The 24231-nt window shown below is 58.6% G+C and carries 24 protein-coding genes and 1 pseudogene; 21 read left to right on the top strand and 4 right to left on the bottom strand.

From position 1 onward, the window contains the following. Positions 1-125 precede the first annotated feature (125 nt). Both D2T30_RS20710 and D2T30_RS23790 read left to right on the top strand, forming a co-directional pair. Positions 126-2408: an NACHT domain-containing protein gene (locus D2T30_RS20710; protein ID WP_128210374.1), complete on the top strand. Its 2283-nt coding sequence runs from the start codon at positions 126-128 to the stop codon at positions 2406-2408. Positions 2409-2455: 47 nt separating this feature from the next. Then, positions 2456-2778 (top strand): annotated as a pseudogene (locus D2T30_RS23790) (IS701 family transposase); the annotation flags it as partial. A gap of 37 nt (positions 2779-2815) precedes the next feature. Here the strand turns inward: D2T30_RS23790 and D2T30_RS24240 are convergent. Next, a complete protein-coding gene (locus D2T30_RS24240) occupies positions 2816-2980 on the bottom strand; it encodes an integrase core domain-containing protein (RefSeq protein ID WP_394343126.1) in 165 nt (54 codons plus the stop codon). Between the two features lie 47 nt (positions 2981-3027). Between D2T30_RS24240 and D2T30_RS20695 the strand changes: the two genes are divergently transcribed. Next, a complete protein-coding gene (locus D2T30_RS20695) occupies positions 3028-3249 on the top strand; it encodes a hypothetical protein (protein ID WP_206613038.1) in 222 nt (73 codons plus the stop codon). Then, positions 3246-4025 carry a transposase gene (locus tag D2T30_RS20690; RefSeq protein ID WP_241651363.1) on the top strand — a complete coding sequence of 260 codons (780 nt, stop codon included), beginning with the start codon at positions 3246-3248 and terminating at the stop codon, positions 4023-4025. Before D2T30_RS20695 ends, D2T30_RS20690 begins: the two co-directional genes overlap by 4 nt. Positions 4026-4412: 387 nt before the next feature. On the opposite strand, the gene D2T30_RS20685 is transcribed toward D2T30_RS20690, so the two are convergent. Both D2T30_RS20685 and D2T30_RS20680 read right to left on the bottom strand, forming a co-directional pair. Further along, complete coding sequence (locus D2T30_RS20685) at positions 4413-4985, bottom strand: two pore domain potassium channel family protein (protein WP_206613037.1); 573 nt, start codon at positions 4983-4985, stop codon at positions 4413-4415. 557 nt (positions 4986-5542) lie between these two features. Further along, entirely contained in the window at positions 5543-6268 is a 726-nt protein-coding gene (locus D2T30_RS20680) for a hypothetical protein (RefSeq protein ID WP_128210369.1), read from the bottom strand. Between the two features lie 628 nt (positions 6269-6896). Between D2T30_RS20680 and D2T30_RS23225 the strand changes: the two genes are divergently transcribed. The 11 genes from D2T30_RS23225 to D2T30_RS20635 all read left to right on the top strand — a co-directional run bounded on the left by D2T30_RS23225 (position 6897) and on the right by D2T30_RS20635 (position 17417). Beyond that, on the top strand, positions 6897-7058 hold the full coding sequence (locus tag D2T30_RS23225) for a hypothetical protein (protein WP_164884384.1): 162 nt from the start codon (positions 6897-6899) through the stop codon (positions 7056-7058). A gap of 829 nt (positions 7059-7887) precedes the next feature. Then, positions 7888-8073 (top strand): hypothetical protein, encoded by a 186-nt coding sequence (locus D2T30_RS20675; protein ID WP_128210368.1) that lies wholly within the window; start codon positions 7888-7890, stop codon positions 8071-8073. A gap of 39 nt (positions 8074-8112) precedes the next feature. Continuing rightward, entirely contained in the window at positions 8113-8811 is a 699-nt protein-coding gene (locus D2T30_RS20670) for a PDDEXK family nuclease (protein WP_128210367.1), read from the top strand. After that, positions 8808-11024: a Mu transposase C-terminal domain-containing protein gene (locus D2T30_RS20665; protein ID WP_128210366.1), complete on the top strand. Its 2217-nt coding sequence runs from the start codon at positions 8808-8810 to the stop codon at positions 11022-11024. Before D2T30_RS20670 ends, D2T30_RS20665 begins: the two co-directional genes overlap by 4 nt. 4 nt (positions 11025-11028) lie before the next feature. Then, the gene (locus D2T30_RS20660; RefSeq protein ID WP_128210365.1) at positions 11029-12039 is read left to right on the top strand and encodes a TniB family NTP-binding protein; all 1011 of its coding nucleotides are present in this window, start codon (positions 11029-11031) and stop codon (positions 12037-12039) included. Positions 12040-12042: 3 nt separating this feature from the next. Next, entirely contained in the window at positions 12043-13881 is a 1839-nt protein-coding gene (locus tag D2T30_RS20655) for a TniQ family protein (protein ID WP_128210364.1), read from the top strand. Between the two features lie 546 nt (positions 13882-14427). Beyond that, on the top strand, positions 14428-14835 hold the full coding sequence (locus tag D2T30_RS20650; RefSeq protein ID WP_128210363.1) for a DUF6634 family protein: 408 nt from the start codon (positions 14428-14430) through the stop codon (positions 14833-14835). Between the two features lie 102 nt (positions 14836-14937). Then, positions 14938-15498 carry an ATP-binding protein gene (locus D2T30_RS23785; protein ID WP_241651362.1) on the top strand — a complete coding sequence of 187 codons (561 nt, stop codon included), beginning with the start codon at positions 14938-14940 and terminating at the stop codon, positions 15496-15498. 28 nt (positions 15499-15526) lie between these two features. Further along, positions 15527-16042, top strand: coding sequence for an AAA family ATPase (locus tag D2T30_RS23780; RefSeq protein WP_241651361.1), 516 nt, complete (start codon positions 15527-15529; stop codon positions 16040-16042). Between the two features lie 128 nt (positions 16043-16170). After that, positions 16171-16689, top strand: a complete 519-nt coding sequence (locus tag D2T30_RS20640; protein WP_128210362.1) for an HAD family hydrolase — start codon at positions 16171-16173, stop codon at positions 16687-16689. Between the two features lie 101 nt (positions 16690-16790). After that, complete coding sequence (locus D2T30_RS20635) at positions 16791-17417, top strand: HAD family hydrolase (protein ID WP_164884383.1); 627 nt, start codon at positions 16791-16793, stop codon at positions 17415-17417. 111 nt (positions 17418-17528) lie between these two features. Here D2T30_RS20635 and D2T30_RS20630 read toward each other — a convergent pair whose 3' ends face one another. Continuing rightward, on the bottom strand, positions 17529-17792 hold the full coding sequence (locus D2T30_RS20630; protein WP_128210360.1) for a hypothetical protein: 264 nt from the start codon (positions 17790-17792) through the stop codon (positions 17529-17531). Positions 17793-17826: 34 nt separating this feature from the next. On the opposite strand from D2T30_RS20630, the gene dcm reads away from it, so the two are divergent. Genes dcm through D2T30_RS20600 form a run of 6 tightly spaced genes read left to right on the top strand, consistent with a single transcriptional unit; the run spans position 17827 to position 24108 of the window. Then, entirely contained in the window at positions 17827-18903 is a 1077-nt protein-coding gene (gene dcm, locus D2T30_RS20625; protein WP_277749572.1) for a DNA (cytosine-5-)-methyltransferase, read from the top strand. After that, the gene (locus D2T30_RS20620; RefSeq protein ID WP_277749571.1) at positions 18803-19375 is read left to right on the top strand and encodes a very short patch repair endonuclease; all 573 of its coding nucleotides are present in this window, start codon (positions 18803-18805) and stop codon (positions 19373-19375) included. Before dcm ends, D2T30_RS20620 begins: the two co-directional genes overlap by 101 nt. Positions 19376-19399: 24 nt before the next feature. Then, positions 19400-21028 (top strand): ATP-binding protein, encoded by a 1629-nt coding sequence (locus tag D2T30_RS20615; RefSeq protein ID WP_128210357.1) that lies wholly within the window; start codon positions 19400-19402, stop codon positions 21026-21028. 1 nt (position 21029) lies between these two features. Continuing rightward, positions 21030-21851 carry an HNH endonuclease gene (locus tag D2T30_RS20610; RefSeq protein ID WP_128210356.1) on the top strand — a complete coding sequence of 274 codons (822 nt, stop codon included), beginning with the start codon at positions 21030-21032 and terminating at the stop codon, positions 21849-21851. Then, the gene (locus D2T30_RS20605; RefSeq protein ID WP_128210355.1) at positions 21848-23668 is read left to right on the top strand and encodes a DEAD/DEAH box helicase; all 1821 of its coding nucleotides are present in this window, start codon (positions 21848-21850) and stop codon (positions 23666-23668) included. Before D2T30_RS20610 ends, D2T30_RS20605 begins: the two co-directional genes overlap by 4 nt. Next, positions 23668-24108 (top strand): EcoRII N-terminal effector-binding domain-containing protein, encoded by a 441-nt coding sequence (locus D2T30_RS20600; protein WP_241651360.1) that lies wholly within the window; start codon positions 23668-23670, stop codon positions 24106-24108. Before D2T30_RS20605 ends, D2T30_RS20600 begins: the two co-directional genes overlap by 1 nt. The last annotated feature ends 123 nt before the right edge of the window (positions 24109-24231 follow it).

Genomic DNA, 24231 nt, shown 5'->3' with positions numbered 1-24231 from the left:
CCACTTATCCCGGCTGTTCAGATTTCCGCAGCCACCTCTATCTGTAGTCTTTCGATAAGAGCTTGACTTAACTAGAAATCACCTATGTGATCAGAGAAATATTTATATGGAAGAGATGAAGCGCGATGCGAACGTTTACTGGTGAAGAGTTTGAAGATGAAGTGAGGAGGATTTGCAGAAGTTTATTTTCGAATTCACTCGGTCAAGGAGCGGAGAAGGTGGATGGTCGAGAGCGAGACGGTGTATTTTGGAGCGGATCTTTTTTCACGATTGTTGAGGCAACGACTGAGAAAAAAAAGGAGAAAGCTATTACCGACGGGAAGAAGACACATGATTTGGTCAGTAAAATTCGTTCTGAAGGAAATATGGCTCAAGGTTATCTTGTTACGCTCCATGAGCCGACAGCAGATCAACGTTTAGCTGTGAAGAGGTGGGATAAAACCACAAAAATTATCTCGTTTGATGAACTTAGATCTCTACTTTTCGATGCATCGGCATATCTTCGAACGAGAGCAGGTAAGCCTTTCGGTTCAATTTATGACCATGTTCAGCAAACATTTGAAGTGGCAAGGTCTGAATTTGTTTCTCCGACTGTGATAAATTCCGAAAGTCAAATAGGAGGCGCTATTTCTATTTCTGAACTCGTTCAGGCCACAATGTCATCCCGTAGATTTGTTATTACGGCGGAATACGGGGTTGGAAAGAGTATGCTTCTGCGAGAGGTATTCTTTGCGCTGGCAACACAATTTTCTCTCGGAAATTGCTTTCGCTTTCCTCTGTTTATTAATTTGCGAGAGCATCTGGGGCAATCCGATCCAGTTGAACTGCTAGAGCGGCATGCTCGCAGCAACGCGGCGGATCCACGTAAATTAGTCGCCGCATGGAGTGCGGGTTATGTTGACCTTATAATAGATGGTTTTGATGAACTTTCCACGCGTGGATGGACTGGTGATCACAGGAAACTAAGAGAGTTCAGGCGTAGCACCCACTCTGTTGTGAAGAACCTAATAAGACAAACTCCGCGAAAGTCATCGGTTGTAATATCTGGCCGAGCAGCGTATTTCGACTCGGATAGTGAAATGCGCGAAGCGCTTGGGACGCCAGTTGAGACTTTCGAACACTATTCGATACAGCCATTTGATGCCGATCAGGCGGCCGAATTTTTGCATAGAAAGGGACATGAAGGTGATCTTCCTCAATGGTTGCCTACTCGCCCTCTCTTTCTTAATTATCTAATCAATAAAGGATTGATCGCAGAAGCCGTGAATGTATCTGCACAAGGAGCGTTTCCAGAAGGAGCTGCATGGCTAGCTCTCCTGCGGATGATTGCGGAACGCGAAAGCGAGCAATCTGAGGGTGTCGATAAAGATTCAATCTTGAAATTCTGGGGGCTATTGGCTACTAAGGCGCGCCAAGGTAATGCTATTCAGAAAAGTTTCTCGCCCACGGAGATGGATGAGGTCTTCTATATAGCAACGGGAAACTCCGTCAGCGAGGATGAGCGGCGTCTCCTTCTGCGACTACCCGGCTTGGGAATATCACCAGAAAGTGCAACCAATCGCACTTTTATTGATGTGGATTTTCTCAACGCCGCTAGCGCAGAAATGATAGCTGCGCATGTGAGGCATCCTTATGGTGACGAAATATATCGCCAAGATCTTCGAAATATCACGCAACAGCTAAATCAAGTTGGAACGCATGTCCTTTGCTCGGAAATTGAGCAAAGTGGAATATCTACCGGCCTATTAGAGGCGTGCTTGTCAAAGGAGATGGAGGAGGGGAATCACAAACTGGCATATGATTTATTTTTCCCATTGGCATATTTAGGGGGGTCGAAGAATTATTTGACATTCGAGGGAATAGATATTGATGAGTTGGATATTTGCCAGGATATATGGGGGAATACTAATGTTGACTTTTCTGATTGTTTGATATCACGTTTAATTATCCCGCCTGAGGGAGATTTGCCCGCAGGGTTGCACTTTACTGAATGCCTTATTGGTCAGGTTGAAGGAAGGTCCTCTGAGAACGATCTGCCGGAAGATAATTTTATTTCGTGTGATGTTGATAAATTTTCGGCTTCTTACACCGTTAATAATGATATTCTGGGATCGGAATTAGCACTGGGCGTTAAGGTATTGGTAATTACGCTTCGCAAGGTTTACGCGCAATCTGGTGTTTCTAGGCTAGAGAGTGCTCTGCTTCGTGGATTAGATCATAGGGCGCGACTCCTGGCTCCCGAAGTTATTCGAATTATGGTGAAACATGGGTTTCTTCTTGAAAGTGGGAGGCAGGGGCGAACGATATATGTTGGAACGCGCTCTATGAGAAAAGAGGCGCTTGCAATAATTCAGTCACCCGGAAGTTACAAAACTGCGCTGCTGGAGGAGTGTAGGAATTTATCTTAGTATTGCAGTTGCGTTTTATCCGACCTCTGAAACATCGGGTTACCATGATGGTGATGAGATCATGGATATCGGGATTGCCTGTCGAGGAAACGCTGGAGCTCTGGGATTTGTCGCTTCGGGAGGTGAAAGCACGGATGCGGGTGCTGTTCACGCAGGAGCGGCGCGTAACCTCGGCTGGTCATTTTCTCGATGGCCTGCTGGGCGACGAACAGCGCAAGACCGGATGGATGCGGGCAGAGGCTATCTGGCGATAGTGGGTCTTGATGGCAGCAGTCAATCCTTGGATGTGTTCCATGGGATGCCGATGCCTTGCGCGACAGTGTGCAACTATGCGCTGGAGACTCTGGCCGATCCGGATGCGGTGCTGCTGAGGCGGAAGTGTATCGACCCAGCGGAATCTGCTCAGTTTAAGCCGCTAATCTGAATGCCTCTGCGGGCGTGCGCATGGCAATGGCCTGATGAGGGCGGCGGTTGTTGTAGAAGCTGATCCAGTCGCCGATGGCGCGTGTTGCGTGCTGGATGCTGTCGAAGCGTTGGCGATGGACGCATTCGGTCTTAGGTAGCAAGCGCACCACATTGCCTACTGGATCAGGGGCACGACGTTTGTTCCAATGTCGGCATGTCCGAACCCTTGGTGATCCAGACGCTGACGCAGAAGCGTGCCGAGATACTTGGCCGGATCAAGGCCTATGAGGCGCAGATCGCCCAAGCCAGACACGACCTGGCGCATGTGAACGCGACGATCGAGTTGTTCGCCGCGCAAGAGCGGCAGCGGGCGCGTTACATGGTCAGCCATGGCTTCTTCAAAAGTAACCGCCCGAGCTCATCGTCTTTGAAGTGACAGGTGCATATCATCGGTCGCTCGAGGCGTTCCTGCACCTGAACGGGCTGCGTTGCGTGAAGGTGAACCCCAAGCAAGCCCGCCGTTACTGTCAGGCCGTTGGGCAGCTCGCCAAGACCGACCGTGTCGACGCGGAGCTGTTGGCGCGCATGGGGCGGCAGCTTGACCTGCAAGCGCAAGCCGCACCGCCCGCCAACCAAACGATCCTTCAGGATCTTCTGGTCTGCCGCCGAGGCCTAACCAAGGATCGGATTGCCGCAAAGACACGCCTCGCGGTGGCGACCCTTCCCATTTTGGCGAGGATGCTGCGGCGGCGAATCCGGCAGATCGGCGAGGATATCGCCGCAATCGATGCCGAACTCCAGCGGCTCACAAATCAGGATCCCGGGCAAAAGCGGCGGGTGGAGATTCTGGCTAGCATCCCTGGCCTTGGACAGCTTACCGCGGTGACAATGGCTGCCGAACTTCCCGAGCTCGGCAGCGCAACAGCCAAGCAGATCGCCGCATTGGTCGGGCTTGCTCCGATCGCACAGCAATCAGGCCGCCAGGAGAAGCCCCGCCGTATCCAAGGTGGCAGGCCTTGGGTGCGACGCAGTCTCTATATGCCCGCTCTCGTTGCCAGCCGCTTCAACCCCGATCTAAAGCGCGTCTATCAAAGATTGCTCGCTGCCGGGAAACGCCAGAAGGTCGCTCTCACGGCAGTCATGCGTAAGCTGGTCATACTCGCAAACACCCTGATCGCTGATGCTCGAAAATGGTCTCCAGCAGCCCCTTGACCAAAACGGATACTACGTTCCCCCTTGTAGCATGAGCAGGTTTTCAGTGGGTCGATACACGCCAGCATTGACAAATGCCTCCATACCGTGGCCCGCGTTGATACAAGACGAACATTCATTGAATTTTCTCAATTTTAGATGTATACTATGCGGGATTTAATTGACCTCCTGCGGGGTTGTATAGCACATCAGTTCTTGACAAATCCTTGGATTTGCGGTATTTTAAACCCAAAATATTAGGAGGCTATGATGACAGTTAAAGTGTACCGGACAGCTATCGATATCGGAATTAGCGCCACAGTAATTTGCGCGCTGGTAGCCCTCATTGCGATGATTGCTCGGGCATGATAACGCCGCGGGAAATAATAGCCAATAAAAAAGAGAGCTTCAGCTCTCTTTTTTATTGGCTATGGCGGCGAAGGCTGCACTCACAATGAATGCCAAGTGAATATTACCAAGAATAGCCTCGAGGGCAGATAAGATCTTAGAAATTCCCATTGGCTTTATATCTCCATATCCTAACGTTGAGAATGTCACTGCGGAAAAATATATGGAATTAAGTATTGCGACTCCCGCAGTTTCGTTGACTTCTCCTGTATGCAGATATTCGCCTGTTCTGTAAAATAACGCAAAAGATAGTATCAGAAATACTGATGAGGCCGTAGTGTCTCTCATCAGCCTTATAGGGTTCGGGGTGAATTCAACCTGCTTTATTGTCAGCACAGTGAAAGTGACATTGAAAAAATATGCTATCGATGCAATAACTATAAAGTATGCAACAGGAAAATCTCGAAGATCGGCCTGCAGGCAGACGGCTTCAAAAATCAACACTCCAGAGAATCCGATAGCCACGTATGTGTAGAGGTTTCTCCTTCGACTATCAGCGGTGCTGCCAGGAATACGAAGGCGCCTTATGATGCCATCCAAAAATGATTTAGAATTTTGGTCGGTGGCGGACATGGGCTTTTTTTCGATCATCAAAAGGGTGAGAATGCACAACATCAAAAATATTACGAGTAGTAGGGCCAAGATTAATATTTGAATTTGATCGGGACTTAGCATTTCTTCCATCTTTAGATGCAGTTAGTTTATCATATTTAATTGGCATAAGCTGAACAACTTCCGTCCCAACGGGCTGTCCGATGGACTCTAAACAAACATCACAGCTCAATCCAGCTCAGCTTGGCACAAATGGACGGATATTCCAAGCGGAACGAAAATGCCAGAGGACTTGCACAGCCAGCGCCGCCGAAACCGGTGCCGGGAGTTCACTTGCGGGGTGCCCAATTCTACCGCCGGAGGCCACGCTCCAACCGGCAGCATAGAAACGCGCGATCAGATGTCAATCGGCCCTTTAATTGCGTGATTTGGTCAAGCCTGTTTTGAGGCCGCGCCGGGGTCATGGTCCTTTTTCGAGGTCATGGCCTCATGAGACAGCTCTGGTAATCCTCCCCGTTTTAACGGGACGCAGAAGTAGAATTTACGTGGCCAACTGGCGCGACACAGGTTTAGAACAATCAGTGCCGCACCGCCGGTCGGACCATTTCATCGGTCTCGAGCTTCAGCGCCGACCGCCACAGCGGGGCCTTGAAGATCATGTGCGCCGTCCGCCCGTCCGGCTCGCGCGTTTCCTGCAAGGTGATGAGCCCCGCCCACTCCAACGGCTTCAGGACACAACTGCTGAACGTGCCGATCTGACGCCAGCCATCGTTGTCCCAGTCGGGCCCCTCTCCGTAGAATACCCCGAAGAGCTTCCGCTCACTCACCCCATCCTCGATCTCGACGTTCATGACGTTCAGCCAGGTGTCCCAGTTGCCAGGTGGCGCCTCCCCGATCCGGGAATAGGCCGCATGATCCATGGCCAGCAGAAAAAATGGCACCAGCTTGTCGAACAGCGCCCCAGGCTGTCGCGCATACATACGACCATCGTTGGTCGCCAGAAATCGGCCCTTGTAGTGGCGGCCGAGCCGCAGCCGGATCAGCAGGAAATGCAGCAGTTCAAGCGGCTGGAAGTCCGCCTCATTCACGACCCGATGGTAACGGAACATCTCCTCAGGCGATTTCCCGGGCCATTCGAAGTTCTCGACCGCCCAATGAACGAAGTCGCGCTTGAACGCCTTGGTCGCGGTGAGCCCGATGCCCTCACGCTCCAGCGCGTAGCGGAGGATGTGCCGCGCCCCGCGCTGCATAGGAGAAGCAGCAAGATACGGGTGGTCGTCGGGCAGAGGAAGGAATTCGATCATGGGCGAACGCTACGGGACTGCTTCATGCCACCACGCTACTGTTCCCGATGGGCTGCGCAACAGAGAACAACAGCACTGACGAACGAAGCCGCACATCCGATGCCTCGAACCCTGCCCCGGAAACCGGGGCTCCACGATGAAAGTGGCGAATCAACAGGATCGTCCGGGGAAGAGATTCGCGCTTCATGCGAACGAATCTCCGGACCAAACGGCACCACATCTGACGAAAATCGAGGGATTTTGCCTATTTTCTCGGCTCGAGCAGAGCAGGACAAATGCACACGATAAAAATATGCGCAGCCGTTTCCATCGGCGGCCCTTCTATAAATATGACCATAGGGAGTATAGAAGGGCCCCTGTCAAGAGGGGGCCCAGAGGCCGAAATCCGATTAAATTTGGATGTTGCATTCCGGTAGCGCCGCGGCCAGAGAATTGCCCATCGCCGCTTACCGGCGACCGACCTTCACGTGTTCGCCCCGAAAGAACAGCCATGACGCCGAACCTGCACATCATATCCGCCCGGAGGCGAATAGGCTGATCCAACCGGATCAGTCGCAGGTTTCAGATACGCCCTCCCCTTTCAGCCCGGGTCGCCCCGACCTGGCCGGACATGGGAAGGACGAACGTCATGGGAGATCAGGTCATGCAGCCCTTTGAAATGAACAGCGCCGACACGATCGCTGCTCTTTCTGCTGCGAACGGCGGCAATAAAGGGACTCGCCACATCTGCATTCCCGAGCCCGTGAATCCGAATTCGCATCTGAAATTTTCGACCTATGCGATGCGTTGATTCGCATCTGAATCAAATTCTCAGAGTTGAGATAGGGCCAATTTCAGTGCTGCTGGGCAATCGATCCGAACCGTGCGGAGAATAATCTTCTGAATTTCGCCCACACAGGACACCACGACTCACAAGCGACACAAGACAACATGACGGACGGGCAATGCATTCCGACGAAAATACCAGAAATTCGTGATGCGAAAATATCAAATGGACAATTCGAATATCATCATAGTTCCCGACATATAGACGGAGAATGAAAGGCAGAAACAGAATGAATGTCCATTCGAAAGAAATTCAGGCTCCCACCCTTCTTTTGAAGGGAAACGCGGCTCTCTTTTTTCGCAAACCGTCACCTCACAACCAAGAACAATCTCATATTTCCACAATGTTTTCAAGTCACTACCAAGGGATCAAGTGCAGCCGTAAACCATACCCAGTGAACGGACAGACCCGAAACCGAGCGCAGGACCAGAAAAGGAGAAGCACATGACGTAGCCCGAAACGAAAACGGCCCCGGAAGAATGTTCCACCATCCGTCCAGAGCCGCATCAGGGGTGACCGAAGCCAACCATCGCAAGTGTTCCGTAGCAGATCCGATCCCGATCTGCAATGGCTTTGGCTCTCCCCGGAAATACACAACGCCCGCCCGAGAAAGCCGGTTCATGGATTTGCATTTTCGCAATCCGGACGGATCTCTTTTGCCTGTTGGCGCTCGAAAATATCGATGACCTTTCTGGATAGTGCGCGGTATCCCCTCCGGAAATCTCCATCGCGATCTTCTTTTTTCCCATCCGGATACCGGCCGGGAGCAATTCAAAGACCAGGGAAACACGCCATGACCTTCAATACCATTCTCCAAGACCTCACCGGAGATATTACCGTCCGCGGCCAGAAGCGGATCCATTACCAGCACATCGACAGCTGGAACCCGCTCGGCCTGCCCGACGAAATCATCCTGCACGAATCCGGAATCCGTTTGCGGATCCGCGACGCAAGGCCGGTCCATCGCCGTTTCGGCTGATCGACAGATCCAGTTTTCACAAATCGCCGGAGACACGTCATGAACCGCAGCAACGCGGGCGGCATCGTGCTGCCCGAACCCTCGCGGACCGAAAGGTCCATTGCGAACGCCGCCACCGGCCATTGCACCGCCTTCGCCGTGCTTGGGGACGGGAATGGCATTCGCGTCCAGGCCGAATCCCATACCGAACTTCTGAACCTGCTGATCCTCAATGCCTCCCCCGAGGTTGCAGACCTGCGCGAACAGGTTCTGTTCAGCTACGGCCCCAAGCTTGAAGATCACCACTACTTCGACGCTCTCGCCGTTCATCACAACGGCCGGCGTATCGCCTATACCGTCAAGCCGGAAGCGCACCTGCATCGCCGCCGCAAGGACGACCCGAAGGGCCTGCCCTTCCTCGAACGCATGCAGATCATCACCTGGTGGGTCCGCAAGCAGCGCTTCGCCGATGATGTCCGGCTGATCACCGAGGCGGATCTCGACCCCGTCCTCGTGCATAACGCCAAGATCATCGCAGCGGTCCGGGAGCCGGATCCCGAGGCCGATGGCGCGGCCTGGCTGCAGGTTCGCCACGTTATCGGGGCCCGCACCCTTCGCGATCTCACCCAATCGATCAGCATGGACGCGCGCGGTTATCGCGCCCTCCTCCGACTGATCCGCAACGGCCGCCTGCGTGTCCAGGCCGGTCAGCGCATCTCCCCTTCCATCCTCGTCACCCGCAAGGAATTCCTGCAATGAGCTACGATTTTGACCGCCGTTTCCCGCCTTTCATGATCGGATATGACGATCGCCTGACCATCGGCGGCAAGGCATTCTGCCTCGCCTACATGTCGGGCGAGAGCGCGGTCCTGAAGCCTGCCGAAGGCGACGGCGTCGCCGAGACCTTCGAGTTCTCCCATCTCCGCCGCCTCAATGCGGCCGGGAAAATTACCCATGAGGTCGAGTATTTCCTCCCCGAAGAGCGTCGCACCGCCAGGGGACGCGTTCCCGAAATGGGCGCGATGGCCCCTCTCAGCCAGGCGGCCCGCGACCGGATGGACATCGCCTATGCGATGGCCCAGGTGGGCATCCACCTGCAGGATCATGACGATCCTACGGTCAGGATCGGCAAGACCGACCATGCGCTCGCCGCAAACATGGACCTCATCCGTGAGCTGGCGGCAGACTATCTTGTCGAAAGCCTGCCGGATCCGGAACAGATCGAGAAGCTTCGCCTCTATCGGGCCGGCGGGGGCCGCAAGCCCAAGGGGGGCAAAGCCGTAGCGGTGCCGGACGCGGTTCACCCGGTCACGCTGCGCAGGTGGATCACCGATGTCCGCCGCTATGGCAAACACGGCGTCGTGCCAGCCTATTCCCGGCGCGGTTTCCGGGCGAGCTACTTCTCGCCCGAAGAAAAGGCCTTGATGGCAAAGGTCATCAGGAAACAGTATCTGACCCCGCAACGGCTCTCGATTGCGGCAACGGCGCGCGACGTGGCGGCGGCTTTTACCGAAGAGAACCGCCAGCGCAAGGAACAGGGCCTTTCGCAATTCCGCACGCCCAGCCGCGAGGCGGTGCGCCTTTATATCCGGAAACTCGACAAATTCATGGTCACCGTCGCCCGTTACGGGCGGAACGAGGCGATGAAGCGGATGAAGCCTGTCGGCCAGGGACTGGAGGTATCCCGTCCCCTCGAACGTGTTGAGATGGACGAATGGCAGATCGACCTCATCACCCTGATGGCGGAAAGCGGCCTGATGGGCTTCTTCACACCCGAGGAGATTGAAGCGCTCGGGCTCAAGGATGGCAAAGGGCGCTGGTGGCTGGTGGTTGCCATCGACTGCCGGACCCGTGTCATTCTCGGCATGCAGCTTGTGAACAATCCCCGCACCAGCGCGGCAATGGAATGCCTGCGCATGGTGATGGAGGACAAGGGCGCATTCGCCGATGCGGTCGGGGCTGTGACGCCCTGGGATATGCTTGGCAAGCCGGAATCCCTCGTCACCGACAACGGTTGCTTCAAGTCGAAGGTCTTCACCGATTGCTGCGCTGAGCTGGGCATCATCCTGGAACGCACCATGGCCGGACATCCCGCCTTGCGCGCCAGGGTCGAACGTTTCTTCGGGACCGCGATCGAGGGGGTCTGCAGCCGGCTGTCCGGACGCACCTTCGCCAATGTTCTGGAGCGCGGCGACCATGATGCGGAAGAACGGGCCTGTCTCGACACCAACGACCTGTGCTTCGCTCTGGTTCGCTGGATCGTCGATGTCTATCACAACACCCCGCATGAAGGTCTCGGGGGCCTCACGCCCCTCGAGCAATGGCGGCACGATCATGCACAGGGCAACTTCCCGCTTCATGCCGCCCCCAACCAGCGCCGCAAGCGTCTGGCCCTGGGCGTCGCCCTGAAGCGCAAGCTGCACAAGGATGGGCTGACCATCCTCGGCATCCGCTACCACTCGGAGGAACTGGCTGCTTCGTTCGCACACAACGGCGGCCAGGTGTTGGACCTGCGCTGGAGCCATACCGATCTCGGCGCGATCGAGGTGTTCTTCGATGACCGCTGGAACGAGGTCCTTTCTGTTCACGAAACCGCCGATGGCGAGCGTCCGTTCGACGGCCTCACCGCACAGGAATGGATCGTGACGCGGCGTGCGCTGGCCGCTCGCGACGAAAAACAGAAGATCTGGGACGAAGCTGCGGTTGCCGAGGCGATGAAGGAAATCCGCGCGATGAATGCGGCCCGCCAACTCGCCGTTCAAATCATGGACAAAAACTGGAACCAGGAAGACCTCGACAAGAAGGATGCCTCGCTTTTCGCCGGGTTCCGCATCCGCTCCTCGCGTCCGCAAACCCGCCATTCCGATGACGGCTATGGCCGGTCGATCGAACCGATCGCACCCGAAGGGACCGATCCGACCCCGCCCTCCGCCCCGCGCAAGCGCAACAATTGGACGAAGAAGAAAGGCTGATCTGATGACCCATGAAATCTCCCCGGAGGCGGCCCCGCAAGGGGCCGCAATCATCATGTCCAGGCTTCGCCGCATCCATATCGAAAATGAACGCGGACGCGACTTCGAGGAGCAGCTCCTTATGCTCCTCGATAAAGCGCCCAACGGAACGCCCTTGCCGATCCCCGTCCGCTTCGCAGCGGACCTCGAAACTAGGGGAATCGCGGTGATCGAGGCGGCCGGCGGCGGCAAGACCACCGCGATCCGCACTGTGCTGACCGGCTCCGACATTCTGGCCCACAATCCGCTGACCGGCGCACCCCGCTTCGTCCATGTCAGTGTCGAGAGCCCCGCCACACAAAAGAGCCTTGGCATCGCCATTCTGCGCGAGACGGGCATCGACCATGTGGCACCCCGTGCGACGGTCTGGGAAATCTGGCGCCTTGTGCGGCATCGCCTCGCGGACATGGGCATCGTCGTGCTCTGGATCGACGAGGCGCATGATCTGTTCGACCAGCGCTCGCCCCGCGAACTCGATGACATGCTGAAGATGCTCAAGAGCCTGATGCAGGGCGAGGCCGCGGTCATCGTGGTGCTGAGCGGCACCGACCTGCTCTCCGGCATCGTGCGCTCCGACCCGCAGGTCGATCGCCGGTTCCGCAAGATCCACCCGCGCGCTCTGGCGATCGGCGCCGATAGCGCAGATGTCGCAGATCTCGTTCAGCTTTATTGCGACGAGGCCGGACTGCGCTGCGCCTTCAGGAACAATCTGGCCAGCCGCCTGATCCATGCCAGCCGTGGCCGGTTCGGGCGCGTCATCGAAACCACCATCGACGCCATCGGACGGGCCCTGCAGGAAGGGGCAGACACGCTGACCGCAGAGCATTTCGCCGAAGCCTGGGGCGCCAATGAAGGCTGTTCCTGGTCGCAAAACGTCTTCGTCGCCGAGAACTGGGCCGAAATCGATCTGGATCCCGAACCGCTGGATCTCGCCGTTCTGCGCGGACACCGTGGGCAGCGGCAAAGGGAGCGCTGACCGATGGCACTGCTTCCGCTCGTTCTCATCATCTCCGGTGAAACCCTGATCTCTTACATGACCCGCCTGGCCCGGTGCCGGGCGGGCATGTCGCTGCGCGCCTTCCTGACGTTCATCGGTCTGCGCCAGACCGATCTCATCGCGCCCGATCCACCGACCCTTGATCGCATCGCGGCGTTGTCCGGCGTCGATCGGGATATGCTCACCGATACCGCCATCCTTCCTGACAGTGCTGAACTGCGCCGCTATCGCGGCAAGCCTTTCGCCTCCGCATTCCAGCTCGATCGCATGGTTTCGTTCTGTCCCTGCTGCCTGATCGAGGATCGTGCATCCCATGATGCCGACGGCCATCGCATCGGACGACAGATCTGGGAGTTCGCCCCCATCCGCACCTGCCCGAGGCACAATATCCCCCTGATCCGCCGTCTGGCAGAGCATGACTTCGAACTGATCGACCTGCTCGACGATGGCGTTTACACCGACACGGAACTGGGAACGCTGGCGGACAAAGCCATCGCGCGCATCCCCTCCCCGTTGCAGATTCACATCCAGAACCGCTTCGAAGGTCTCGATGGGGAAGAACGGCATGGCGTGCATCGCGTCGATCAGGTCGTGGCCTGTGCCACGCTGCTGGGGGCCTGCATGCAACACGGCGCGGGGGTGAGAATGGCGGACCTGACCCAGGATCAGCTGGATGCCGCCGGGGCCTGCGGGTTCGACGCCCTGTCATATGGCGAAACAGGCCTCCGTGACGTCTTCGACCGGATCCTGGCGCAGATTTACAAGCAGCAAAGGGAAATGCCACCGGCCACCGCTTACGGCAGCCTGTTCCGTCATGTGGATCAGGACCAGGACCTTTATGCTCCGCTGCGGCCGATCCTGCGCGAGCATATCCTCGACAACATGTCCATCGCGGCCGGAACCGTGGTGTTCGGCACCCCGGTCCATACCCGCCGAAATCACAGTGTCCGCAGTCTCGCCCGGCAGGAAGGGGTTTCGTCGAGGCGCCTGTCAAAGGTGTTGATGAATCAGGGGCTCATGATCCCGGAAGAGCTCGGGAAACCACATCAGCAACAGGTTTTCGACGCTGCCGCCGGGGAAGCTGTCGCCCATCAGCTGAAAAACGCGATCCCCATGAACGCTCTTGCCGAATACCTGCATTGCGATGCCACAACGGCTGCGGCGCTGGTCTCCCGCGGCCACGTATCCCGCATCGGAGGAAGAAATGAAGCGGGCGTTCAACGCCCGAGCACGCTCGATCTTGTCGAAATCGGATCGATCGACCGGTTCATGAATACCTTGGCGGGCGTCGCCACGCTGCCCCACACCGTGATCGCCCACCCTCTCGACATGATGAAGGCGGCCTATCGTTTCCACTGGCCCATCGACCGTATTCTGCGCATGGTCCTGTCAGGGGCGCTGAAGCGGATCGCGCGACGTCCGGACAGATCGGGATTCCTGTCGATCATCATCGATGAGCAGGAACTCCGCCATGCGTTCGAGGCCCCGGCAATGGCCTCGTGTTTCTCGAAGGCCGAGGCCGCGCGCCTTCTTGGCGTTGACCGAGGCACCGTCGACAAGCTGCTCCGAGCCGCTACGCAAAACGGCGCCCCCGTCATCCGCCACGTAACGCCACTCACCGGCAAGAACAAGAACGTCTGGCACCTGGAGGCGAGCGGTTTCATGCGGTTCCGTGAGGAGCATCTGACCCTCGCCCAGGCAGCCCGGGACAAAGCGATCGAGCCGCGAGACCTCATCCTTGGTCTTTCTGCCGCTGGCATCACCCCCGTTGTGCGGGCCGCGCGATTCGAGTTCAGCCTCTACCCGCGCGCCGCTTTCTGATCATTCCGCCAGTTCAACCTTACGCCGCCCCCTCGGGGGCGGTTTTTTCATCTCTCGGCGGCAGATTTCGGTGGGCGATAACTCCCTTGTCAAATGGGCGTTTGCGCCGCCTTTTCTGCCATGAGCGTGCAGACAATCATTAGAAATCAATGCTTTAAAAATTGGCCAAATATCTCAACTGGCTGTCGTTACACTTTTTGAAACGACAGCCAGTTGAGACCCATTTTCGGGATTTCGGCGGCCATTTCCAAGGCAGTTATCGCCCACTCATGGCGAAGAATCAGAAATCTTATTATGATTCAATAAGTTGCCGGAACCCCTCCAAAACGGCATAGCCGACCCGTCACAGCACCCTGCCACCGGGGCTGGCGGCCTACCTGCCTTGACGCCCCCGCCCCATCTCAGCATCGTCCGGATCACTCCTCGAACCGGCCACACCCGATCCCTCGGGTCCGGCCGATCCGGGGTTCGCCACCCTTCGCAACACACCGCCCGGAAAGCCCCGCTTTCCGGATCGGAGCCTCATACCCGCATCGGAGATCCGCCATGCTCCCTGAACATCTGCGCGACTTGGTCGCCGCCCATCTGCCCCTCATCGCCTTGGCCGAGGCCGGTCCCACCGTCGCTGACCTGGCCAACGCCCCATATCTCGACCACTGGATCGCGATGCGGGAGTTCACTGGCCGGATCGTGCTCTTCGGCGACGTGACCGGGCACCCGATCCTGCGCAACACCGGCATCTTCACGTCGCAGCTGTTCGGGATCGACGCCAAGGCGGGCTGGGCGCGAACGCTCAGCCGCTGGTATCGGCTCGGGCGGCCGCTCGCCCCTGATAAACGGGAGTTACCCGACCCGTTCGGTTTCCGCCCGCTGGCGAATCCAGATGTTCTGGCCGCAGCCTTGGCCGCACACGCGGACGAGATCCGCCGTCTCGTCGCGGAGGCGCGCGATTAATGAACATCCCGATCTTCACCGGCACCTGACAGCCCTCACCACAACGTCCTTCCGCGATCGGGATTCTCCCGACCGCAGGCCCCTTGCTGCCCGGAACTTCCCATGACCCGCATTCCCTTCGCCCTGTTCCCCTTTCCGGACCCGAACCTCTCCGCCGACGTGATCGAGCGGCGCTTGCGACAGCATCTTGTCAGGCTGATTGCCCCGAAGATCGGCATCGAGCCACCCCTGAACGCCGACGGCACCATTGATGAGGCCGGGCACGAAGTGATGCTGGAGAGCATCGATCCGCCCTATGCGAAGACCAAGCGCCTGCGCGAGCGCGCCGCAAGGATCGTCGAGCACCGGGCCGAGAGGTCGCCCCTGTCGCGGCTGAAGATCGAGGACCGGAAGCGGATCACGCCCCTGCGAGACGGCGTCGAGCTGATCGGCATCCCGAACGAACACCGGGCGGACGAGTTGGCCGCCGCGCTGCATGCGGAGTTCCCGTGGATGGGGGCGGCGACCGAGGTGGTCTGGCATCCGATGCGGCGCTCGGTCCAGCGCGGCGATGCGGGGCTGCGGCTGCCGCCGATCCTGCTCGACGGTCCGCCCGGGATCGGCAAGAGCCATTGGGCCCGGCGGCTTGGATCGCTGATCGGCGTGCCTGGCATGGGTCTATGACGCCACAACCGAGAACGCCTCTTTCGGGTTGGTCGGCAGCCAGCGCGGCTGGGGCAATGCGGCGCCGGGGCGGCTGGTGAACCTGATCCTGACCGAACGGGTGGCGAACCCGGTCGTGGTGGTCGACGAGGTGGAAAAGGCCGGAACGGCGCAGTCCGACAAGGGCCGGTCGTTCGATCTGACCGCCGCGCTGCTGCCGCTGCTCGAGCCGCTCAGCGCCCGGAACTGGACCTGCCCCTACTTCGAGCTGCCCTTCGACATGGGCTGGATCATCTGGGTGCTGACCTCGAACGACTGGCGGCGGCTGCCGGACCCGCTGCTCAGCCGATGCCCGCCGATCCGGCTCGAACCGCCGACATTGGCGCACCTTCTGGGCTTTGTCGCGCGCGAGGGCGGTTCTCGCGGGCTGTCGCCCGAGGCCGTCGACGCGATCCGGGCCGCGCTGGAATGGGCCGAACGGCAGGATCGCCTGCCGACCCTGCGCACCGTGCTGCGCATGCTCGACCGGGCCGAACAGATGCAACAGCGGCCACCGCTGCAGTGAACCAGCACGGAGCTCCTTTCACTCATCATTCAGGAAACCATCCCTATGAAACTCTCCCCCGACCTGCGCATCTGGTATGGACAAGGTGCTGAACGCGATCGCCCGCTCCGCTGCCCGGGAGAATTGACATGTCGGTGACCGTTACCCCCGCGCTGGTCTTCGATTGTTTCGGCACGCTCCTGCACATCCGCGCCCCCCGAAATCCCTGGAAAGCGATGCTGACCGAAGCGCGCCGGAATTCCGGCAGTCCCAAGCTCGACCCGCGCCGCGAACCCATCCCCACGATCGAGGCGTTCGCTGCGGCCTGCGGGGTGGAATTCCGTCCCGAGTGGCGGCACGATCTGGACACCGAAATCGCGTCGATCGAACTGGCGCCCGGGCTCGATGAGGTTCTTCATGTCCTGCGCCGGATCGGGTTCCGGCTGGCGCTGGCCGGCAATCTCGCATCGCCCTATGTCCCGGCCGTGGAACGGCTTCTGGGCGATCTGGTCGACGTCACCTGTTTTTCCTGCGATCCGGACATCCGGGCACTGAAGCGGGAGCCCGAATTTTTCGAAGCGCTACGAACCAGGCTGGGACCGTCCACCTCGCATATCCTCATGGTTGGCGACATGACGGCCACCTATGAAGATCGCCGTGAGGATTGACATGAGAGAGCCCCATATTCATGCAGTGGCCTTCGACTGCTTCGGCACGCTCCTGCATATCCGCACCCCCCCGAAGTCCCTGGAAAGCGCTGCTGGCCGAGGTGCGCCGGAAATCCGATGCCCCAAAGCTCGACCCGCGCCGCGAGCCCATCCCCACGATCGAGGCGTTTGCTGCGGCCTGCGGGGTGGAATTCCGCCCGGAATGGGGCCGCGATCTGGATGCCGAAATCGCATCGATCGAGGTGGCGCCGGATGCCCCCGATGTTCTTCGTCGCCTGCGAGCAACCGGGTTCCGACTGGCGCTGGCCAGCAATCTGGCTCCGGCCTATGTCCCGGCCGTGGAACGGCTGCTGGGCGATCAGGTCGACGTCACCTGTTTCTCCTGCGATCCAGATATCCGGGCGGTGAAACCGGAGCCCAAATTCTTCGAGGCACTGCAAACCAGACTGGGCCTGCCCGCCTCAAGGATTCTCATGGTTGGCGACAGCCTCGGTTCCGATATTCGGGGCGCGGCGGCGGCCGGGATGCCCACCCTGCAGCTGGCGCTGTCAATGGCGGTGCCGACCCCTGGTCGGATCCGAAGCCTTTCCGAGGTTCCGGTCCTGCTCAGAGAAGCAGAAGGCCATGAACGGATGCGCCGCCGCGCCGCACGCGCCAATGTCGATGCCGCCCTCCACATTCCGAACCGGGTGGTTCCGGATGTGCCGCCAGATGAAGAGGACGAATGACGGCACATGGTGCGGGCGGCACCTTCCGGGCCGGACCTGTCATCGCCTTCATCGAGCAAGATCCGCCATTCTTTAGCCCTCACGGTGAGATCGAGATCTCTGCAGCTCCTGTCAGTTCGGCTGCAAGGCGCTTGTCGCGTTCGGCCTGACCGAAAACGTGGAACGCGGGACGCCCACCTGCCGGTCAATGCGCATTGGCATCAGATCGAGTCGGGCAGCAAGCCCTGAAAACCACACCTTTACTAAGAGTATGTTCTGAAGGATGACGACATTGCGGTTGTCCACAGTTTCGGGCATCGAAGCCGCGAAATCAGCGAAACGGACCTGGATTTTTTCGCCTTGAAGCGGCAGGATCCAGTGACAGACAGTCGGCATATGGATGTCGGGTGACAGCGGGGAGCATGGTGAAATGATGGCAGGCCAAGGGTTCAGATTCATTGACCTTTTTGCAGGCATTGGCGGTCTGCGGGTGGGATTCGAACGGATTGGTGGCACCTGCGTGTTCACCAGTGAGTGGAACAAGTTCTCGCAGGCCACCTACAAGGCGAACTTCGAGGATGACACGCATGAGGTGAACGGAGACATCACCGCCATCCACGAGGCCGACATCCCGGCCCACGATGTGCTGCTCGCCGGCTTTCCCTGCCAGCCTTTCTCGATTGCGGGCGTCTCGAAGAAGAACTCGCTCGGGCGTCCTCATGGCTTCGCGGACGAGACGCAGGGCACGCTGTTCTACGACGTCGTCCGCATTCTGCGCCACCACAAGCCGAAAGCCTTCCTGCTCGAAAACGTCAAGAACCTGCTGTCGCATGACAAGGGAAACACCTTCCGTGTCATCACCCATGCCCTGAACGAACTCGGCTATGTGATCGACCATAAGGTCATAGACGCGCGTCATTGGGTCCCGCAGCACCGGGAACGGATCTTCATCGTGGGTTTCCGTGAGGACTGCCCAACCGATTTCTCGCTCGATGACGTGGTTCTGCCGGAGGGGCCGAACCCGCGGCTTGAAAGCATCCTGCATCCCGGTGACGGATCGGAGGTGGTCGAAGAGCCGTATACCGTCGGTCCAACGGCAGAGGTATCGCCCAAATACACCCTGACACCCAAGCTATGGGAATACCTCCAGAAATACGCCGCGAAGCACAAAGCCGCGGGCAACGGCTTCGGCTTTGGTCTCTGTGGCCCGGAAAACGTGGCAAGGACGTTGAGTGCGCGTTACTATAAGGATGGTTCCGAGATTCTGATCGCCCAGCCCGATAAAGATATTCCGAGACGCCTGACCCCAAGGGAATGCGCGCGGCTGATGGGCTTCGACCAGCCCGGTTCGAACAAGCCTTGGAAGATCGTGGTTTCTGACACCCAAGCCTATCGCCAGTTCGGCAATGCCGTGGCCGCACCTGTGGCGGTGGCGATCGCCGAGGCGATGGCCCCTTGGATCAACAACGTGGTCGCGCTGCATCCCAAGAGAAAGCTCCGTGGCTGAACGGCGGGCACCGATGACCCGATCCGAGATGATGGCACGGATCGGGGGCAAAGATACCAAGCCGGAGATGTTGGTCCGGCGTGGCCTCCACGCGCGGGGGCTGCGATACAGGCTCCATGTCGGTGGTCTTCCTGGGCGGCCGGATATCGTGCTGCCGAGGTTCCGGTCGGTCATTTTCGTCCATGGCTGTTTCTGGCACGCGCACGAAGGGTGCAGGTATTTTCGTATTCCCGGCACGCGGAGTGAATTCTGGACGGCCAAGCTTCTTGGCAACCATCAGCGCGATATCGCAAAGGTTGACCAACTGAAACGAGACGGGTGGAGAGTCCTGACGGTCTGGGAATGCGCCACAAAGTCGAATTCTGTGGATTTCCTTTTGAATGCCATTGTTTCCTGGCTTCAGGGTAGCGATCTTGTCGGGGAGATTTCCGGGGAAATACCTCGGGGCAACGAGAAATCGCCACATAGATGATCAATGGCGGGTGAGAAGGTTGGAATGAAAAATCTGGTGAATCCGCCCGATGCGGCGAGGGCTATTTTCGGCTTCCGGGATACTGGATACAGTGTGAAGATGGCCGCCGCCGACATCATCGACAATTCGATTGCCGCTGGGGCAACGGAGATCAATATCTCCATCGACTTGCTGGCCGACGGTCGCAAGATCGTCTGCTTCGGGGACAACGGCGAGGGCATGAATGCCGATGGCGTCTGGAAGGCCATGCGCTATGGCTCCCCTGAAAGGGTCAACCGGCAGAGCCTCGGCAAGTTCGGTCTCGGCCTGAAGACGGCATCCAGCTCGGTCTGCAAAAGGTTCTCTCTGATTTCTCGCCAAGTGCCGGATCAACCGTTGGCCAAGCTGACATGGGATTTGGATCATGTGGCAAACCAGAATGATTGGGAGATGCTGCGTGAGCCCGTGACGGCTGACGAACAGGACAGTTTCGAGGCTCTCTGCGGCGACACCGGCACGCTTGTCGTCTGGGAAAAATGCGATCGGATCCTTTCGAAAGACTATGAGCAGGGCTCGAAGGAGAAGGCCGCGATCAAGCGGATGTCCGAAAGCCTTGCCAAACATATTTCGCTCGTCTTCCATCGGTTCCTCGACAAGGATGATGCCCGCGAACGCAATATTGAAATCAGGGTTGATGGCGAGCCTGTCGGTCCTTGGAACCCGTTTTACCCATCCCGTTCGGATCAGGTTCTGGCCGAACGCATGCAGCATATCGTGGTCGAGATGCCCGATGGCAACGAAGATGTTGCCACGATCAAGGCGTGGATCCTACCCCATCGCAATGACATGACCAAGGAGGAGGAAGCTACGTGCGCCCGTATCTCCAACCGGGCGCAGGGCTTCTATGTCTATCGGGAGGGGCGGCTCATCCAAGATGGTGGGTGGCTGGATGTCTTCGGCCCTCCCGAGCCACACACGTCACTGCTGCGCATCGAGTTCGATTTCGGCCACACGCTTGACGAAGCGTTCAGGATCGACGTCAAGAAATCACGCATCCTGTTCCATCCCGATCTGGAAGAGGGCCTGCGCAAACTGCTGCAGCCGGTCTATCGCGAGGCCGGGCAGCGCTATCGCCGCACGAACCGCGACGGCGCCAACGCCAAGCAGACGGTCGACCATAGCAGCGCAAACAAGAGCATCGCGGGCACCGGCAACACTGCCAAGCCCCAAGTGGCTTCGGTCGATCCTATCACCCAGACCGCAGAGATTTCAAACAACCACGGGCCAAAAATCAGGATCAAGACGCCGATCCAGAACGATGTCAGCCCGGATGCCTTGCATGTGGAAGCGGTCACAACGATCACCAGCGGTCACCTGTGGGAGCCGTCACTGCGCAGCCCCGGAGCGACCGACCACATTCCGGGTGTGCGGCTGAACAAGCACCACGATTTCTACCAGAAAATCTATCAGCGTGCGGCCGCCAACGGTTATGCGGTCGAGGGCATGGATCTGCTCCTTTGGGCATTCGCCATGGCAGAGCAGAACAACACCAATCCCGAGTTGGAGCCGATCTTCGAGGACATCCGCGAAGAGATTTCCAGCAACCTGCGCAAGCTGTTGCGGAATGTGCCGGATCCCGAGGCCGCGGAACTGGCGGAAAACGAAGAAGATTGAGATGATCTCGGCGCGTAAGTATCTGATCCAGAGGGAGATTGAGGCGGGAACCGGGGCCGAGATCGGACTGTCGGTTGACGATTCAGGACTGTTTTCCGCAATGCGCATCTGGTTTTCGGATCTCGATGAGCGGCATGGACCTGTGGCCGACCTGCGTCCGCACGGGTTGCGCGGCCACCGCGTTACGCTCGGCTTCGGCAACTTCGCCGGAGCGACGGTCGCCCAGATCGCAAAGGCCTCGCAGGAGGACGTCGCCCTCGCTAGGGCGCTGGTTGCCTCCATCCCGGAAGGAGTTGATCTGGATCTTGGCGATCATCAGGACATCGCAAATTGGCAGGTCAGTGACGGAAGCTTCAAGTTGGTTGCAATCATCCGTCACCCGGAAGGCACTGATCCCGACACGGCGATTACCCGGACCTGTCGTGAGGTCATCGTGCCGATCATGGCCGCGATGGCCGAGTTGATCGGATATGACGTCGTCGAGGAGAACACTGTCGAGCCGGTCTACGAAGGAGAAATCCTTGAATCCGTTGTTCGCCGGCGCGAGAGAAACCCGCGGAACAGGCTGCTATGTATCCGTATTCATGGCGAAAAATGCATGGTTTGCGGGTTGGAGCCCAAACTCATCTATGGCGAGGGACCCGGCTCGATCATCGAGGTCCATCATCTGGATGCCCTGTCATTGCAGGCCGAGCCCCGGTCCTATGACCCGGCAATCGACCTTGTCCCGCTTTGCCCCAATTGCCACCGTGCTGTTCACACCAGACGACCGGTGCCTCTGCCGATCGACGAGTTGAAGGCGATGTTGGGGCGCGCGACATGACTGATTTCGCCGCGCTTCCAGCCGAGTTCGAAGAGTTGCGGGCCCATCTCCCTGAGGGCTTCAGTCTGTCGGAACGGGTTGTCGATCCGGTCATTCTCCTCGACCGTCAAGGCGGGCAGCTGTCAGCAAGGCTGTCGGGTCGGCGGGTCGTGCGTGGCACCGAGATCATCATGCCCGCCCCGTCGAATGGCCATGCCTGGGTGGTCGATGGCAACCTGATCCGCCCCCTGCCTGCCGACATACCGGCGGTTCTGAAGGCAACCATTGGTGCGGCCGATGCGGCTGATCTTTCCTATGCCGATGCCCTTGCCCTCATCCGGCGCAAATCCGACGAGATCGAGGTCCAGGCCGCCGAAGGCATCCTGCACTCGGGCAAGATCGTTGCCGAGACCCTGTCGCCATCGGTCGAGATAGCAGGTCTGAACGCCGACCTCTTTCCCTACCAAGCCCGCGGTGTGCAGTGGATGTGGGAAACGGTCAACCGCACCGGCGGGCTGATCCTTGCTGACGAGATGGGGCTCGGCAAGACGCTGCAGATCATCGCCCTGCTGATGAGATCGCCGCCGACACCGGATGCGCCGGCACTGATCATCTGCCCGACCAGCCTGATCGCCAATTGGGTCAGGGAGATTGCAAGGTTCGCTCCCTCGCTGTCAGTGCTGGCCCATCGCGGGACCAATCGGGCCGGCATCTACCGCGATCTGCAGAAGACATCCGTGGTCATCACCACCTATGATACGATGGTGAACGATATCGCGGTGATCTCGTCCTTCGAGTGGTCCTGGGTGATCTGCGACGAAGCGCAGGCGATCAAGAACCCGGAGTCGAACCGGCGGAAGGCCATCGTCAGCATCCCGCGCAGACGCTCGATCCCGATGACCGGCACCCCGGTGGAGAACACACTGCTCGACCTTTGGTCGCTGACAGACTTCGCGATACCGGGAATGCTGGGTGACCGCGCCGAATTCGAACTGGAGTTTCCCGATACCGTCGAGGCGGGCCAAGCACTTGGTCGGCTGACCGACCCCATCATCCTGCGTCGCCGCGTCGCGGATGTCGCCGGCGATTTGCCCGAGCGGCTCGACATCGATCTCGGCCTAGAGCTCGATGACCGGCTGGTCGACCATTACAATGCTGTCAGAACTGCGACGATGGAGAAGTATCCCGTTGCCGGCGCCTTGGTCGCCACATTGCAGCTGCAGCTCGTCTGCGCCCATCCTTGGCTGCGGCAGGATGACCCTTCCGATGCAGATGCCGAAAATGCCCGGATCGAGCGAGGCAACGCCTTGCCGTTGATGACGCCGAAGATGGAGCGGACGGTCGAGCTACTGCGCGAGGCCTTTGCCAATGGGCGCAAGGTGATCGTATTCGCTCTGTTCAACCGTATCGGCGACCTGGTCCGAGAGGCATGCCGTGGTTTCCCGGCCACGTTCTGGGATGCGATCAACGGCTCTACGCCCCAGGAAGAGCGGCAATCCATCATCGATGCCTTCGGCACACATGATGGCCCGGCCTGCCTCATCCTGAACCCCAAGGCGGCAGGGGCGGGCCTGAACATCACGGCGGCAACGGTGGTCATCCACTACACCCCTGTCTGGAACCCGGCACTCGAGGCCCAGGCCAGTGCCCGTGCCCATCGGCGCGGCCAGACCGAGCCGGTCACGGTCTATCGCCTGTTCTACAAGGATACGGTCGAGGAGGTCATGATTGACCGAGCCGGCTGGAAAAGCGAGCTCGCGAACGAGACAGTGCCGGTCTCGAGCCGCGATGCCGACGACCTGAAACGCGCGCTGGAAATCACCCCGGGGAGGACATGATGGAAAAGACATTCGCAAAAACGCTCAGCGCGAACGACGTTGGCGAAACCGACGCCCATATGGGCGGAATTCTTGTCCCCAAGGGGGATGGTGAACTTTTGGCATTCCTCCCGAAACTTGATCCAGGCGTGCTCAACCCATCGGCATGGATCGAGTGCAGCACTCCGGATGGTCAGATCCTTCGGCTCCGGTTTGTCTATTACAACAACAAGCTGCACGCCCCCAAAGGCACCAGGAACGAGTATCGGATCACTTGGCTGACCAAATTTCTCCGGGAATCCGGAGCGAAGTCAGGGGATACGTTCCAGATTTCACGAGAGAATGAGGATGGTCCGTATCGGATCGAGGTTGTGCCCGCGAGAGCGGAAACACCTGCGCAGGAAGATGACGGGCCGGTTCGTATCAAGTTGTCATCCTATGTGTGGCGGCGGGTGCATTGATAATCTGTCCTCTTAACCTTCTTTCCGTGCTATTTTCGGGAAGGAGGAAGCCGCCATGGATGTATCATCGAAGACCATGAAGTTGCCACGTGACGCGGCCAGCAAGGTTGCGCAACAGCGGAT

It is taken from the genome of Paenirhodobacter populi, assembly GCF_004022215.1.
In the GTDB taxonomy this organism is placed as follows: domain Bacteria; phylum Pseudomonadota; class Alphaproteobacteria; order Rhodobacterales; family Rhodobacteraceae; genus Rhodobacter; species Rhodobacter populi.
The sequence above is the reverse complement of the archived record's forward strand: the minus strand, read 5'-3'. Positions and strand labels throughout refer to the sequence as shown.